This window comes from Providencia sp. PROV048, from assembly GCF_033688165.1.
Taxonomy (GTDB): domain Bacteria; phylum Pseudomonadota; class Gammaproteobacteria; order Enterobacterales; family Enterobacteriaceae; genus Providencia; species Providencia hangzhouensis.
Genome location: NZ_CP096360.1, coordinates 2,977,535 through 2,993,607, shown reverse-complemented (window position 1 = coordinate 2,993,607; position 16,073 = coordinate 2,977,535). Strand labels below are relative to the sequence as shown.

Here is a 16,073-nt window from a genome sequence, read left to right as displayed (position 1 = left end):
CCCGATAGCAGGAAAACAAAAAGTTGGCTATCGGGCTCCTCAATATGGGGACATCAAAGAAAAGCAGTGGCATTAATTAAGACTCCGTCTAAAAAAGAAAGTTCTCACTTAGATGAAAAAAAGTGCAATATTTTTATTAAATTTGGCTTAAATAGCACAAAAAGAACAAGCAAAGTGTTAACACCTATAAATAAGTGAACAACTTTGCTTGTTGAGATGAAAAACGGAAAGGGCTAATTATTTGTATAAATTCAAATTTTCTTTTGCGTAAGCTTCGAAATCTGTACATCCACCAATATGTTGCTCATCAATAAAAATTTGTGGAACGGTTTCAACAGGTTTGCCAACAGTTTTAGATAAATCTTCTTTAGAAATACCTTCAGCTTGAATATCAACGTAGCGGTAGTCAAAATCTTCACGTTCATTTTTCAGTTTTTCAGCGAGTTCTTTTGCACGAACACAGTATGGGCAGCCAGGACGACCAAAAATAACAGTATACATAGTATCTCCTTTTTATCTTGAGCTCAGATTCTAATTGCAATGCTCAATACTATGCCTACATAAGTTATGAAATAAAAGTCGAATTTTCCTGTTATACCTATAGGTATGACATATAATTCTCAGTTTGAGAAAGTGACACAATAATGAGAGGAGAAAAAGAATGAGCAATAAACCTCAGTCTAAAGGGACAATGCGTTCACTGGCGGACATGCCAAAGCCCATTATCGTGTTAGAAGGTGTGGGGATCATTCTGCTTATTATTGTTTTGTTAGCAACAAATGACTATATCACATTGCCGGAGCCTTTAATGCAGCCAGGGGCGATCGTGAGCATGATTATGGTCGGCATTGGCTGTTTGGTGCCCGCAATGGTCAATATTGTCTGGCGAGCAATTCATGGCCTGAGTTTTTTGGGCATTGATAATAAACAACCAGAAAAGAATGTATCTAAAAAACCAGACTCTACAGATAATAAACCAGATGAATAAGTAGATTGAGCGTGGTTTTACTGGTGTTTCGCTCTACAATGTGTGAGAATTATTCGTTTTTTAGTTAGGGGGAAAATGTGCCAGAACCCTAACAAATCGATATTGCACGACTATTTTGAGTTGAAGAAGGTTACTATCCATGGATTCTATTTGTTACCCTGACATCACTAAGTTACGTGAATGGTTAGACCAACTCAAAACCTCTTATTTCGAGTGTGATTCCTGCTCTGCATTACATTTACCTCATATGCAAAATATAGACGGTATTTTTGATGCAAAGCTTGATATTTTAAATAATGTTTTGGTGTTGTCTGCATTAGCTGAACTCAAACCGACAGCGATTGTGACGTTAGTGGCGAATATCAGCCAAATTAATGCCAGCTCATTAACGGCAAAAGTTTTCCTTGAAATAAACAATGAAAACTTGCCTAAATTGATTGTTAGCCAATCATTTTCATTAGAAGCAGGAATGACGTATCGTCAATTCTGCCATTTTTTACAGCAAGCGGAAGAGCAAATTTCAGCTATTGTCTTTGAAATCTTTAGTAATAATTTGTTGTATGCAAATCAAGATGACTTTAGTGAAGATGATGACAGCTCTGAAGAAGGCTCTGAGCTTTCTCTTGATGACAAACCTTCAGTTATTCTCCACTAAGTTTTTGCTATGCATTGTGAAAAATATGCCACTGGGCAATGCCATTCATGCCAATGGCTAACATTAACGCCTGAACAGCAAATTATTGAAAAGCAGAGCCAACTACAGGCTCTTTTGCCTGCTATTGATACTTATTTATTTCAGCCTCCAGTGACAGGGCCGCAAACGGCTTTTCGCAATAAAGCCAAAATGGTCGTTAGTGGTAGTGTTGAGAAGCCAATTTTAGGTATTGTTGGGCGAGATGGGCAAGGTGTAGATTTAACGGACTGCCCGTTGTATCCAGATGCCTTTTCTGATGTGTTTAGTGCCATTATTCCTTTTATTGCAAGGGCAGGGCTGACGCCTTATAACATTGAGCGCAAACGCGGTGAATTAAAATACCTATTATTAACCCAAAGTCATTACTCTGGGAAATTCATGCTGCGGTTTGTGTTGCGCTCAGAGAAAAAAATTGAGCAGTTAAAAAAGGCACTGCCATGGCTACAAGAACAGTTGCCACTGCTTGCGGTGATCACCGCCAATATTCAACCCGTGCATATGGCAATACTTGAAGGTGAGGATGAGATTTTCTTAACGGAGCAGCGCACACTTCGTGAAGAGTTTAATCAAGTCCCTTTATTTATTCGGCCACAAGGTTTTTTCCAAACGAATCCTATAGTGGCTGCAAAATTATACCAAACCGCGAGGGAATGGGTTAAAGCGTTAGATATCGATAGCTTGTGGGATCTGTTTTGTGGCGTGGGCGGCTTTGGGCTGCACTGTGCTGAAAAAGACACTCACTTAACAGGGATAGAAATCAGTGCGCCAGCGATTGCCAGCGCACAGCAATCAGCGGATGAACTTGGATTAAAGCATGTTGAGTTTAAAGCACTTGATTCAACGCGTTTTGCCACGGCGAATCAGGATATCCCTCAGCTTATTTTAGTCAATCCGCCACGCAGAGGAATTGGTAAAGAGTTATGCGATTTCCTTTCCCACGTGCAGCCCGAATATATTTTGTATTCTAGCTGTAATGCACAAACCATGGCGCAAGATTTACAACTGTTGGCTGGCTATCAAGTCTGTAAAGTACAGCTATTTGACTTATTCCCTCATACTGCACACTTTGAAGTGCTGACGTTGTTAAAGCGTATTGTACAGTAAAATCCATGTGATGGTTTTTACTGTATAAAACGACAATTCAATATTCGTTATATCATTTGGGTAATTAATTTAATGTTTCAGCAGGAATGAATCCATGGATAATACTCTGAACTTAAATTCATCGATATGATTCGGTATAGGTTTATCACTATGATAGGAGAGCAAATGTTTTAGGTTTTCTAAAAAATCATTTTCGTTATCATATTTTTTTATACCTCTGTTAGGGTCAAAAAACTTATATATATAATTATTTTTATCGTGTTTAATTGAAATTGCCATACAATGGCCATCATAAGAAATCAGTGAATAGTAATCATTGTTATATTTTAATTTATTCTCTATATCAGCTTTTAGTTTTTCAATATTTGATTGGTTTTTATTTATTTGTAAGTTTGCATAGTCACAAATAGGTAGGCTTATATCATTGATTAACCCAGAATTTATATTCTTAGCTGTATTTTTATACATTTCTAGCTTAGATATAAACTCGAAAGCATTAGCTAGAAAAATTTTAATTTCTTTATCATCTAATGGTAAGTCAGATATTATTTTGTTTTTTATATTCTCATTCAATATTTTATGACAATAATAAATTTCTATTGAGTCTTCTTTGTTTTTTCTAACTAAATTATAGTAAAAGGTAACCAACTCTATAATTTCGTATTTACTATCTAAATAACTTACATTTTTATTTACACGAGATATATTTTTCATTAGTAGATGGGTTATATCGTATAGATTTTTTATATTAAGGTCATTTTCCTTATTATCTAATGATATTAAATTTTTATCTACTTTAATATCTGTGCTTTTATTGATTAATGATGTTTTTTTCTTTTTATTATCAATGAGTAATGAATCTATTTTGTGTGCAATTTTATTGAAATCATATGCGCGTTCATAACTGATCTGAATATTCAGGCCATTGACTATCTGTTTATTTAATAAACTTACTTCAACATCATTCGGCTTTCTGTTTTTTAAATGGTAACTTTGTGCTTTTATGGATTTTAAAGCGGCCCCCATCGATTCAATTAGTTTATCCCCATCACTCTTGTTTTCATTAAGAAGGTATAGGTTTGATAGACCATGGCAAATTCCATTGCTAGCATTAGAGGTATTTCTGACTTGAGTGAGCTTTTTTCTTAGGGCATTATTTTCTTTTTTATTAAAGTATGTAAGCAGTTTGTCTTGATCAAAAGGAATGTCAAATTGAATTTTTTTCATAATAAACTCATCAATCATATCTATTTAATTAGTTTAATTAGTTTAATTAGTTTAATTATTACATTTTCAAATAAAGTGTTCTTTAAAAATCCGATTGAGCGAATAAAAAAAGCTTGGTATAAGACCAAGCTTTTTTTACTTGTCGGAGAGAAAGAAAGACTAACCTCTGTGCTCAAATTCCAACGCTTTGCGTTCAATTAAACGCATTAGCACTGTTAAAATTGCATTGACCACTAAATAAATAATCCCCGCAGCAACAAACGCCATCACATTCCAGCTTTGACCAAAGATCAGTTGGCTATAGCCCATGACATCTAACATTGTAATCGTACTGGCAAGTGACGTACTCTTGAAAATCAGGACGACTTCATTGGAATAGGACGATAACGAACGCTTAAAGGCATAAGGCAAAATAATACGCATGGTTTGCATTTTGCTCATACCGAGGGCTTGGCAAGACTGCCATTGGCCTGATGGGATGGCTTTAACTGCACCGTGGAATAACAAAGTGGAATAAGCCGCACTGTTTAAGGCCAATGCAACCATTGCACAGACCCAAGGCGTGGAAATAATCTCCCACAACATGGGATAATCTTGCAATGATTTAAATTGACTTGGACCGTTATAAATTAAGAAAAATTGTACCAATAACGGCGTACCAGTGAAAAGCGTGATATAGATTTTAACGGCTTGAGAAACCACAGGGGTTTTCAGCGAGAGAACTAAAGTAAATAATATCGCTAAGATAAAAGCCACAATGAGTGCGCTAAACGTTAGTGATAAGCTGGTTGGTAGCCCTGGAAGAATATCTAAAATTAAATCCATCATTTTGATTCACCTCGCTCAAAGCGAGTAGTACGCAATTCAATACGTTTTAAGATAACTTGACTGACTAACGTAATGGCAAGGTAAATCAAACCCACAATGGCGTACCATGTGAATGGTTCGTGAGTTCTATTGACGATTGTTTTTGTTTGTAGCATCAAATCATTAACACTGATGAGTGAAACTAACGCGGTATCTTTTAATAATACAAGCCATTGGTTGCCTAAGCCTGGAAGCGCATGGCGCCACATTTGCGGCATAATGAACCGAAAGAAAATAGTGCGTTTGTTTAAACCTAATGCAAAACCTGCTTCCCACTGGCCATAAGGTACCGCTTTTAAAGCTCCTCTTAATGTTTGTGATGCATAAGAGGCGTACAACAAGGCAAGGGCAATAACACCACAAACAAATGGGGTATAGTCAAATTCGCCACTATTAGCAAAGAAAATGCTGGGGTCGATTTGAATAGTGGTTTGCCAAAAACCGAGGTTTATATCGAACCCATCACCAAACAAATTGATCAGTTGTAATGTACCGAAGTAGACAAATAATACGACCAATAATTCAGGTAGACCGCGGATCAAGGTAACCCAGCAGGTCCCTAAAAAGGCAATAGGTTTAAAACGAACGGACTCCCACGCAGTAAATAACATGGCGAGGATCAGCCCCAAAACCAGTGCAGAAACAGCAAGGCCGACGGTGATACCGGCGGCACTTGTTAAAAATAGAAAGTTGCTCATTAATTATATCAATTACTGTTGAAACCATTTTTTGTGGATAGCATCATAAGTGCCGTCTGCTTTAACTTCAGCTAAGGCTTTATTCATTTTATCCAACAGCTCTTTATTCCCTTTACGAACCGCAATACCTAAACCAATACCGAAATATTGTGGGTCAGTCACTTTTTCACCAACAGCAGCTAAGTTTTCGTTACCTTTAGCTTTTAACCATTCGTCAGCAACTGCGGTATCACCGAAGACGGCATCGATACGGCCATTTTGTAGGTCTAAAATAGCAGATTGGTAGTTATCATAAGGAACGGTTGTCATCCCTTTATGTTGTTCCATGATGTATTTTTGGTGAGTGGTTCCGTTTTGAACACCAATTTTTTTATCTTTTAATTGGTCTACTGAGCTGATTTTTTCTTTTACAGCAATAAATTCTGCTGAGTTAGGGTAGTAAGTCTCAGTGAAATCTACTTGCTGTTGGCGCTCAGGGGTAATATCGATACCTGCCATTAATGCTTCAAAGCGACGGAATTTTAAGCTAGGAATTAAGCTGTCGAAAGATTGGTGAGTAAATGTACAAGTTGCATTCATTTTTTCACACATTGCATTGGCTAAATCAACGTCAAAGCCAACGATTTGGTTATTCTTATCGAACATTTCAAAAGGTGCGTAAGTCGCTTCTGTTGCAAAACGGATGGTTTCTTTTTCCGCAGCAGTTGCAGATAGGGTTACAGCGCCCAGCAGTGCAGCTAATATAATTTTTTTCATTGCTTAATCCTATATCTATTAATGTGACAGATAATTTGCAAATGCTTCTGTTTGAGGTGCAGTGAAATGGCTTGCATCCCCTTGTTCTACTATATGGCCGTTTTCCATATACACGACACGACTAGCGGTTTTGCGAGCAATTTCCACTTCGTGAGTGACGATGACTTGTGTAATCCCAGTTGCAGATAGTTCACGAATAATATCAACAACTTGAGCAGTGATTTCTGGGTCAAGTGCAGCGGTTGGTTCATCAAATAATAAAACTTTTGGTTCCATCATTAGCGCTCTTGCAATCGCAACACGCTGTTGCTGACCACCCGATAAATGTAAGGGGTAGCGATCAGCAAATTGCGACAACCGTAAGCGTTCTAATAACTTGGACGCTTTTGCTTGCGCTTCTTGCTTTGATAATTTTAACACGCGGCAAGGTGCTTCAATTAAGTTGTCCATAACGCTCAGATGAGGCCACAGATTATATTGTTGAAATACCATCCCTACATTTTGACGCAGCTCACGAATCGCTTTCGCATCTGGAGCTGAAGAAAAGTCAAATTGCTGACCCACAATATTCAAGTGGCCTGAACGTGGCATTTCTAATAAATTGAGGACACGTAACAATGAGCTTTTACCAGCCCCGCTTGGCCCAAGTAATACCATAGTCTCACCAGCAGAACACTCTAGATTGATATCAAAGAGTGCCTGATGGGAACCATAGAAACAGTTGATGTTTTTTAATTGAATGCTCATGTGTACCAATAATATCTTATTTCACTACCCGCGATATTAATCCTATAAGCATATTTATGCAATAATTTCTGCATAAAAATTTGGTTTTTACGCTAAAATTATTCCGATTTAACGGTCAGTTGCTCTGCTTGCTGTTCTTTAGCGAGTTGTTTATCTCGCTCATAAGCCAGTTCGCTGATGCGTTTTGCCATCCCCTTAAAAATAAATAAATGTGCGGGCATCATGGCAAACCAATAGAGTAGGCCGCAAAAGCCAGCTGGGTGCCACCATGCTCTAACATCAATTGAACGGCGGTTCCCGCTATCATGAATAGTAAAAGTTAAGCGGCCAAGTCCTGGGGCTTTCATACCAAATAACAAGCTAAGTTGTTTATTAGGTTCAAGATTAATTACGCGCCAGCCGTCAATCTCATCACCGAGTTGGAGCTGTTCACGATCGGGGCGGCCGTACTTCACTTTATTTAACATCATATCGTCCATGATGGCGCGAGTTTTCCACAGGCCATTGGCATAGAAATAGCCGTTTTTTCCGCCGATTTGTTGCACTGTATACCAAAGCGATTCTGAACTGGCTGTTGTTCCAAGGGTTGCTCCCGCTTGTTTTGGGTAATAGCCATAGCCGGGACGCCAGCGTTTTCTGACTTCTGGATCATAACCCCAATCTGCGTTATCAACGGCATCGGCTTCTTCTGCTAAAGTCGTTCTAACGGCATCATCAAAAGAAATTAAGGTTTGGGGGATCAGTTCTCGTAACGCTTTATCATCCGCGGGGAGGTCGTGCTGCAAGCCTTGAATTAACTCCTTAGCGATTGACGGTGGTACGGAGGTGATCAAACTGATGAAATGCACGGAAATCATACTGATGGGGATCGGAATAGGAATAAGTAAACGCCGCTTACCACTGACTTTAATAAAGCGCTTAAATAGCTCTTGGTAGCTAATAAACTCAGGGCCACCTGCATCAAAAATCCGATTCTCAGTTGTTGGTATTTTTGCCAGTTGCGTTAAATAATACAAAATATTCGATAAGGCGATAGGTGACGATTTAGAACGAACCCAACGTGGTGGCGTTAAAATCGCTAAGTTGTAGACCATATCACGCATAATTTCGAATGCGGCAGAACCAGACCCAACGATAATTGATGAGCGGATTTCGGTAATAGGAATTTGGCTTTCACGTAAAATATCACCGGTTAAACGTCGAGCAATTAGGTGTGGTGAATAGGTATGCCCGTGTTGTAATGCGCTGAGATAGATAACATGTTTAACGCTTGAGCCTTCAAGGGCTTGTTGCACGTTGCGAGCGGCTGCACGCTCACGCTCGACTAAATTGGCTTGGTCGGCCATGCTATGAACGAGGAAATAAACAATATCGATGCCTTCCATGACACCTTTTAGTGTTTCAGGGTCGTGAAGATCCACATAAATGCATTGGGTATCTTGCCAGCCTTGAGATAACATCCAATCAACACGGCGTGCACCTGCTGTTACGTCATATCCTTGCTCAATGAGTTTAGGGATCAGATTCTGACCAATATAGCCACTAGCGCCCAACACTAAAACACGTTGTTTATCTGTCATGTTAATTTCCTGATTCACGCAAATTAACAGCTATTGTGACTGAAATTTTACCTATGTAAAGAAGGCCATGAGAATTGGCGTAATAAGACTCAGTACGAAGCCGTGAACAATAGCAGCAGGGACAATTGAAACCCCACCACTGCGTTGTAAAACAGGCAGTGTAAAATCCATTGATGTTGAACCACAAATGCCAAGAGCGGTTGAGCGGTAACGGTTAATAATAATTGGGATAAGCATGATTGCAGCAAGTTCCCTTGCTAAATCATTGAAAAAAGCTGCGCTCCCCATGACTGGGCCATAAGCATCGGTGAGGACAATCCCTGTTAATGAGTACCAGCCAAAGCCAGAAGCCAGTGCTAACCCCATTTTCACGGGAAGGTCTAGTAAGAATGCAGCTAACGCACCACCCGCTAATGCACTGACTGCCATGACAAACGCAATGGTTGTGCCGCGTCGGTTGATTAAAATTTGCTTGATGCTCATGCCGCTGTTACGTAGCTGGATACCGACAAGTAATAACAATAGCATTAACGCCAGTTGGCTGCCTTTGTCGGCATAGTGTAGAAAGTCAAAATGAGTTAGGCCAACGACAAATCCGAGCAGTAGCACACCGCATAGCTGTAAGGATTCGAGAACCATTTTGATTCGTGAAGGTGGTTTTTCTTGTTTATGTTGCGGAATTTTCCAAGGATCAAATTTATCCAGCAATAACAGTGAGATTACATTCAATGAAAATATGCAACCAAAAAAGGTAACTGCATAAATTAAAATAGAAAATAAGTGAACACTTAAATTTTCAAGAAGTGCAAGAGTAATTCCCATTAAAAATAAAATAACATACACCATTGAATTCAAGGATTGGTGTACTCGATGGAGAATTTGCTTGTTTTTAATAGGAATAAGATAACCAAGCGTTAATGGTAGAAGAATAATTAAGAGTCCTGAATACATGGCCGCATCCTTAGAGGTTATCCCATCGACTAGCTAAATATAAACAAAGGGTTATACAATTTTATTTATTTAGGTTATTGAAGTACAAACCCGATTTAACGCCCCGTGCTAAAAGTTCTTTTTGTTATAAAATGTTTTTATTGGCTAACTAATAAAAAATAGGTCAAAAACACTAAAAATAAAAGTTTTACTATTTTATAACACTGCAATTAGATGCTCAACATAGTTTGCTATTTTGCTATGAAGAATTTTTATTTTACATACATAGTTATAGTAATAAAGAAGGTTAATCGGTAAGCTCTAAATATTGTTCTTTAGTATATCCAATTGACGGAATCACCCGATATGTAATGAAAACTAATAATATTTAGGGTGAACTAAAAATATTCCAAGGAGAGTGATATGTACCTGGAACGTGTGGAAATATACGGATTTAGAGGGATTAACCGCCTTTCATTAGAACTGAATAACAGTACAGTTTTAGTTGGCGAGAATTCATGGGGAAAGTCGAGCTTACTTGATGCACTTGACCTTCTTCTTTCTCCTGAACATATAGATTACCAATTCAGTCTTCATGATTTTCACTATCCCGCAGGGAATGATGAGTCACGTTACCGTTCATTGCAGATAGTCTTAAAATTTTGTGAACGCCGCAAAGGGCGTCATCAATCCTATCGTTTTCATAACTTAGCCTCAGTTTGGGTAGATAACGGTGATGACCTTAAACATATTTTTTATCGTGTTAGTGCGGAACTTAAAGATGATGACACGATAGTTGTCGATAAAAGCTTTTTAAATGCAGGTGGTAATAAACTTTCATTGGACAACGTCGGTAAATATATTAAAGAAATTATTCGGTTGTATCCTGTTATTCGCCTTCGTGATGCGCGTTTTTTACACTCACTTAATCCAGAAACGATTGTTTCAGGGCAAAAAGAGGTACGTGACTTATTTAATGCTCGTATTAAGGAACTCACTAGCGCATTGGTCAACAACCCTGAACGCTTAAGTGATGAAGATCTCTGTGATGGGGTTGATGCCATGCAACAGTTGCTTAGTCATTACTTCTCTGGGCAAAGCTCCCATATTATTCGTTCAGATAATTCAATGGTTAAAATAGAACCGCGTAAACGCGGTTGGAAAGCGCTTGATAATATTAACCGGTTAATTGCCAAGCCAAATCAACGTAATATTCGGTTAATCATTTTAGGGATGTTTTCTTCTTTATTACAATCAAAGGGCAATATTCATTTAGATAAATACGCTCGGCCATTGATTATTGTTGAAGACCCTGAAACGCGTTTGCATCCAATTATGCTTTCCATTGCATGGGGCTTATTTAGCTTATTTTCTCTACAGAGGATCACCACGACGAATTCAGGGGAGCTACTTTCATTAGCGCCTTTGGAGGATTTATGTCGTCTGGTTCGTAATACGAATAAAGTTTCAGCTTATCGTTTAAATGAAAATGATTTGAGTGCTGAAGAATTACGTAAAATTTCTTTCCATATTCGCTTTAATCGTCCGTCAGCCTTGTTCGCTCGCTGTTGGTTATTAGTTGAAGGGGAAACTGAAATTTGGCTGATGAATGAATTCTCGCGCCAGTGTAACTATTACTTTGAAACAGAAGGAATAAAAGTTATTGCATTTGCGCAAAGTGGTTTGAAACCACTGCTAAAGTTTGCCAATAAAATGGGAATTGAATGGCATGTTTTAACTGATGGTGATGAGGCAGGGCGTAAATATGCGGCAACAGCGACGCATTATGCTAATAAAATTAATTCCTCAGATAGGGATAGGCTAACGATGCTACCCGCACCAGATATGGAACATTTCCTATATCGTGAAGGGTTTCGAAAACTTTATCATGAAATTGCTGATATTCCAGATAATGCGAAAGTTTCAACAAGGCGAGTGATTATTAAGGCGATCTCTCGTACATCGAAGCCAGATTTAGCGTTAGCAACTGTTAATCGGGCGGCTGAGTTAGGTCCAGATAGTATCCCTCTACAGTTGAAAAGTATGTTTTCTCGTGTGGCATGGTTGGCAAGGGGTAAAGCAAATTAATGGTGATATCGATAAATTTTACGGGTTGTTGATGGATTATTGAGAAATCCCACTCTTAGGTTTATCTCATGTTGAATCAATTGATAACTTAAGTGATATATAATTTGATCATTAGTTTTTAGCTGGCAACAAATTGGAAAGTCACCTCCTTTTACAAGTTGTCAGCGATCTTAGAGGGCAATGCCCTCTTTTTGTTCATAGGAAGCGAATAAACATGAAGGCAAAGCCTAAGAAAAAGTGGCCGATTTATTTGGCAATCATTATTGTTGCCCTAGTCACTGCTGGGTTTCTTTTTAATCGTGAGGAAGAAGAGGTTTTTCAAACCGTAGATGTCACTCGAGGCGATTTAGATAAACAAGTGCTGGCAACGGGAAAACTTGACGCTGTACGTAAAGTCGATGTGGGGGCTCAAGTGAGTGGGCAACTACAAACTCTGTATGTTAAAGAGGGTGATTATGTTAAAAAAGGTGATTTATTAGCCGTTATTGACCCGAAAAAAGCCCAAAATGATGTGACTGAGTCTGAAGCGATGACTCGTGAACTTGAAGCGAATCTATCATTAGTTCAAGCGGAACTTCGCCTTGCTCAACTGACTTATCAACGTCATTTAAGCCTAGCGAAACAGCAAGCCGTTTCCCAACAAGAGCTTGATAAAGCCAAAACGGATGTAGAAGTGAAAAAAGCGCAAGTTGCCACTTATCAAGCGCAAATTAAGCGTAACCAAGCCACTTTAGATTCGGCAAAAACAAATTTGAAATACACTCAAATTACGGCTCCAATGGATGGCATTGTCACCTTTATTAAAACATTACAAGGGCAGACGGTTATTGCTGCTCAGGAAGCACCAACGATTTTAACACTTGCGGATTTAGACACGATGCTAGTAAAAGCGGAAGTTTCTGAAGCAGATGTGATTTATTTGGAGTCTGGGCAAGATGCCTCGTTTACCGTCTTAGGCGCTCCAGATAAAAAATTCTCAGGGCAACTAAAAGATATTTTACCAACACCTGAAAAAATCAATGATGCCATTTTCTATTATGCGCGCTTTGAGGTACCCAATCCGCAACATTTATTGAAATTACAAATGACCGCTCAGGTCACTATTGAATTAGAGTCACGTAAAAATGTTCTGTTACTACCGCTATCTGCATTAGGCAATGAAATTTCACCACAAACCTATGAAGTGGATATCCTTCAAGGCAATAAAGTCGAGAAAAAACATGTTGAAATTGGTGGTCGAAATGATGTGTATGTGGAAATTACCAAAGGCCTAAATGAAGGTGACAAAGTGGTCATTGGCCATAGCGAGACGGAATACTAACTATGTCTGCGTTAATTGATCTTCAAGGGATCACTCGCCGCTACGGGGAAGGCGAAAACCAAGTTACAGTCTTAAAAAATGTCTCACTGCAAATTAATGCAGGTGAGATGGTGGCGATTATTGGTGCTTCTGGTTCAGGTAAATCCACGCTCATGAATATTATTGGGTGCTTAGATAAACCAACTGAAGGGAATTATTGCATTGATGGTCAAAGCGTTGCAACGTTAGATAACGACCAATTGGCAGAACTGCGCCGAGAGCATTTTGGCTTTATTTTTCAACGTTACCATTTACTGAGTCATTTAAGTGCGGAACAAAATGTTGAGGTGCCTGCGGTGTATGCAGGGGCGGGTAAAAACCAACGTCGTGAGCGAGCAGCCCAGCTATTACAGCGTCTAGGGTTAGGGGAGCGAGTTGATTATCGTCCAAGTCAGTTGTCTGGTGGGCAACAACAGCGCGTGAGTATTGCTCGCGCTCTTATGAATGGTGGGCAGATAATTCTCGCAGATGAGCCAACAGGAGCACTGGATAGCCATTCGGGGGAAGAGGTCATGAATATTTTAAAAGACCTCTGTGCCCAAGGGCATACCGTAATTATTGTCACGCATGACCCTGAAATTGCTCAACAAGCGGAACGTATTATCGAAATTAAAGATGGCGAGATTTTGAATGACTCGGGTAGCAAAGCCACGAAACGAACAAATTCATTACCAAAAGCTCCCCCACGAAAATTCTCTTTAGCTCAGGCGTATGGGCGGTTTAGTGAGGCCTTATTAATGGCTTGGCGTGCCATGGTCGTTAATAAGATGCGTACATTGCTGACTATGCTTGGGATTATCATTGGCATTGCGTCGGTGGTATCAATAATGGTGATCGGTGATGCTGCTCAAGGCATGGTCCTTAATGATATAAAATCAATCGGGACGAATACCATTTCAATTTATCCAGGGGAAGACTTTGGGTACGATGATGCAAAAAATCGTCAGTCCTTAAGAGCCTCAGATATTGATGCATTAGCAAAACAGCCTTATGTGTACGCGATTTCTGGCGAGCTCAACCACTCAACACGCTTAAGAAAAGGGAATGTTGACGCTTCGGCACAGCTCACCGGTGTTGGTCGGGATTATTTTAATGTTTATGCCTCTAAATTTTCAGAAGGTATGAGTTTCACGCAAGATATGGTGGATAAGCGCGCACAAGTGGTGGTTATTGATGCCAATACTAAGCGCCGCTTTTTCCCTAAACAAGAAAATGTTATTGGCGAAACTTTGCTCATTGGTAATATGCCTGTAACGGTTATCGGTGTGCTTGAAGAGAAAAAATCGACTTTTGGTTCGAGTAAGTCGCTATCGGTTTGGTTACCGGATACTACGGTGAATAGTAAAATTCTGAACCGTCCATACTATGAGAGCTTTGTTGTTAGGGTGAAAGACGGTTACGATGCGAAAACGGTAGAACAGCAACTGACCCGCTTACTCACGTTGCGCCATGGTAAAAAGGATATTTTCACCTATAACCTTGACACTTTTGTAAAAACAGCGGAAAAAACCACCCAGACTATGCAACTGTTTCTAACATTAGTCGCGGTTATTTCGCTGGTGGTTGGTGGTATTGGTGTGATGAATATTATGCTGGTTTCTGTTACCGAAAGGACGCGAGAAATTGGTATTCGCATGGCGGTAGGGGCTAGGACTAGCGATGTGATGCAGCAATTTCTTATCGAAGCCGTACTAGTCTGTTTAATGGGCGGGTTGATGGGGATTGGCCTATCGTATGGGATTAGTTTATTGGCTCAAATGGCACTACCAGGCTGGACTTTTTCTTTTGACCCGGTGGCATTAGTCAGTGCCTTTGTTTGTTCAACAGCCATTGGCATTATTTTTGGCTTTTTACCTGCTCGAAATGCAGCTCGCTTGAACCCAATTGATGCGTTGGCGAGGGAATAAATTGTTCGTATAAAGCTCTCCATGCACATTTATCAAAATAGTGCATGGAGCATTGTTTATATATTATTTCAGTACTTTAAGTAATGCTTGCATATATCCCATCGCATAAGCCATACCTGCGTGCCATGGCGCATCACATGACATTTGTGGCGTATGGTCAGGGATTAATACACCTGTATAATTATTTTCTTTTAATATTGTTAATACCTTCAACATATCAATATCGCCCTCATCAATGAAGGTTTCATGATAGTGTGGCACTTTACCTTTAACGTTCCTAAAATGGACGTATGCCATCGTATCTTGACTTGCATATTGTTGTACTGCTTCGTAAACGTTGCCCTCAGACATTTCGGCAATGGTTCCAAGACAAAACTCTAGTGCATTTGATTTACTTGGTTTTATATCTAGTAATTTTTGATATAAGTGAGGTTGATTGACGAGCCTTGGCTGGCCTCTGACAAACTCTAGTGGAGGATCGTCTGGATGAGCAGCTAGGCGAACGCCTGCTTCTTCAGCGACAGGGATAATATGGTTTAAGAACCAGGTTAACCTTTCCCAGAGTTGCTCTGTTGTTGTTTCAGGACGATAACCAGCACTATGGTTATTGATTTTCATATTCCATGCCATATTATCCGGCATTGGCTCTAGAATGTCTTCATTGATGCCAGATAAACCAACAGTTTGAGCACCTCCTCGTGCTTTGTTTTCGATAACTCGCCCTGCGACTCCTGCCAGACTGAAATTATATCCAAAGACAGGAATACCTGCTTTCCCTACATTTCTAATAATGTTTTTGACGACTTCAAGCTGTTCTAATTTTTTAGGGCCGTCAAACAAAATATCATCCCAGTGGCAAGGGTCGAAATTTTCAATTGCATAAAATGTTAAGCCAAACTCTTGCATCCGGTCACGGATTTTTATTAGTTCATCTACTGTCCAGACATCACCAACAGCCGTTCCCCAGCCATCATTATCGCCAATTGGCTGGTCGCTACGTGAAAATCGTTCATTACTGTTAAAGTAGTCGACCATATGAACAACAATATGAGTTGCTCCACATTGTTTTGCGAAAGCATAATGTTCATCATTAAGCATATGTAGATATAAACCAAATCCTAGTTTTA

At 39.4% G+C, this 16,073-nt stretch carries 15 protein-coding genes; 6 read left to right on the top strand and 9 right to left on the bottom strand.

Annotation, left to right across the window (positions count from 1 at the left end; genetic code table 11):
* Positions 1-237: 237 nt before the first annotated feature.
* Positions 238-501, bottom strand: a complete 264-nt coding sequence (locus M1F26_RS13190; protein ID WP_004256424.1) for a GrxA family glutaredoxin — start codon at positions 499-501, stop codon at positions 238-240.
* A 160-nt stretch (positions 502-661) separates the two neighbouring features.
* Between M1F26_RS13190 and M1F26_RS13185 the strand changes: the two genes are divergently transcribed.
* From M1F26_RS13185 to rlmC, 3 genes are all read left to right on the top strand, one after another.
* A complete protein-coding gene (locus tag M1F26_RS13185; RefSeq protein ID WP_004256421.1) occupies positions 662-988 on the top strand; it encodes a YbjC family protein in 327 nt (108 codons plus the stop codon).
* Between the two features lie 139 nt (positions 989-1,127).
* On the top strand, positions 1,128-1,643 hold the full coding sequence (locus M1F26_RS13180; protein WP_096864157.1) for a YbjN domain-containing protein: 516 nt from the start codon (positions 1,128-1,130) through the stop codon (positions 1,641-1,643).
* A gap of 9 nt (positions 1,644-1,652) precedes the next feature.
* Positions 1,653-2,786 carry a 23S rRNA (uracil(747)-C(5))-methyltransferase RlmC gene (rlmC, locus tag M1F26_RS13175; RefSeq protein ID WP_140170820.1) on the top strand — a complete coding sequence of 378 codons (1,134 nt, stop codon included), beginning with the start codon at positions 1,653-1,655 and terminating at the stop codon, positions 2,784-2,786.
* 69 nt (positions 2,787-2,855) lie between these two features.
* On the opposite strand, the gene M1F26_RS13170 is transcribed toward rlmC, so the two are convergent.
* The 7 genes from M1F26_RS13170 to M1F26_RS13140 form a co-directional block, all read right to left on the bottom strand.
* Positions 2,856-4,013 carry a hypothetical protein gene (locus M1F26_RS13170; RefSeq protein ID WP_140170819.1) on the bottom strand — a complete coding sequence of 386 codons (1,158 nt, stop codon included), beginning with the start codon at positions 4,011-4,013 and terminating at the stop codon, positions 2,856-2,858.
* Between the two features lie 159 nt (positions 4,014-4,172).
* Positions 4,173-4,841, bottom strand: coding sequence for an arginine ABC transporter permease ArtM (artM, locus tag M1F26_RS13165; RefSeq protein WP_096864159.1), 669 nt, complete (start codon positions 4,839-4,841; stop codon positions 4,173-4,175).
* Positions 4,838-5,578 carry an arginine ABC transporter permease ArtQ gene (gene artQ, locus M1F26_RS13160; RefSeq protein WP_004256406.1) on the bottom strand — a complete coding sequence of 247 codons (741 nt, stop codon included), beginning with the start codon at positions 5,576-5,578 and terminating at the stop codon, positions 4,838-4,840. Before artQ ends, artM begins: the two co-directional genes overlap by 4 nt.
* Before the next feature lie 12 nt (positions 5,579-5,590).
* Positions 5,591-6,334 carry an arginine ABC transporter substrate-binding protein gene (artJ, locus tag M1F26_RS13155; protein ID WP_004256405.1) on the bottom strand — a complete coding sequence of 248 codons (744 nt, stop codon included), beginning with the start codon at positions 6,332-6,334 and terminating at the stop codon, positions 5,591-5,593.
* A gap of 18 nt (positions 6,335-6,352) precedes the next feature.
* Positions 6,353-7,081: an arginine ABC transporter ATP-binding protein ArtP gene (gene artP, locus M1F26_RS13150; RefSeq protein WP_004256404.1), complete on the bottom strand. Its 729-nt coding sequence runs from the start codon at positions 7,079-7,081 to the stop codon at positions 6,353-6,355.
* Between the two features lie 98 nt (positions 7,082-7,179).
* Positions 7,180-8,661: a DUF2867 domain-containing protein gene (locus M1F26_RS13145; RefSeq protein ID WP_140170818.1), complete on the bottom strand. Its 1,482-nt coding sequence runs from the start codon at positions 8,659-8,661 to the stop codon at positions 7,180-7,182.
* A gap of 51 nt (positions 8,662-8,712) precedes the next feature.
* The gene (locus M1F26_RS13140) at positions 8,713-9,612 is read right to left on the bottom strand and encodes a lysine exporter LysO family protein (RefSeq protein ID WP_004256402.1); all 900 of its coding nucleotides are present in this window, start codon (positions 9,610-9,612) and stop codon (positions 8,713-8,715) included.
* A gap of 402 nt (positions 9,613-10,014) precedes the next feature.
* Here M1F26_RS13140 and M1F26_RS13135 point away from each other — a divergent pair, with 402 nt between their 5' ends.
* From M1F26_RS13135 to macB, 3 genes are all read left to right on the top strand, one after another.
* The gene (locus M1F26_RS13135) at positions 10,015-11,679 is read left to right on the top strand and encodes a DUF2813 domain-containing protein (protein WP_094960662.1); all 1,665 of its coding nucleotides are present in this window, start codon (positions 10,015-10,017) and stop codon (positions 11,677-11,679) included.
* A gap of 214 nt (positions 11,680-11,893) precedes the next feature.
* Positions 11,894-13,000: a macrolide transporter subunit MacA gene (gene macA / locus M1F26_RS13130; RefSeq protein WP_140170816.1), complete on the top strand. Its 1,107-nt coding sequence runs from the start codon at positions 11,894-11,896 to the stop codon at positions 12,998-13,000.
* Positions 13,001-13,002: 2 nt separating this feature from the next.
* A complete protein-coding gene (gene macB, locus M1F26_RS13125; RefSeq protein WP_140170815.1) occupies positions 13,003-14,946 on the top strand; it encodes a macrolide ABC transporter ATP-binding protein/permease MacB in 1,944 nt (647 codons plus the stop codon).
* Between the two features lie 63 nt (positions 14,947-15,009).
* Here macB and M1F26_RS13120 read toward each other — a convergent pair whose 3' ends face one another.
* A complete protein-coding gene (locus M1F26_RS13120) occupies positions 15,010-16,044 on the bottom strand; it encodes a mannonate dehydratase (RefSeq protein ID WP_227528825.1) in 1,035 nt (344 codons plus the stop codon).
* Positions 16,045-16,073 lie beyond the last annotated feature (29 nt).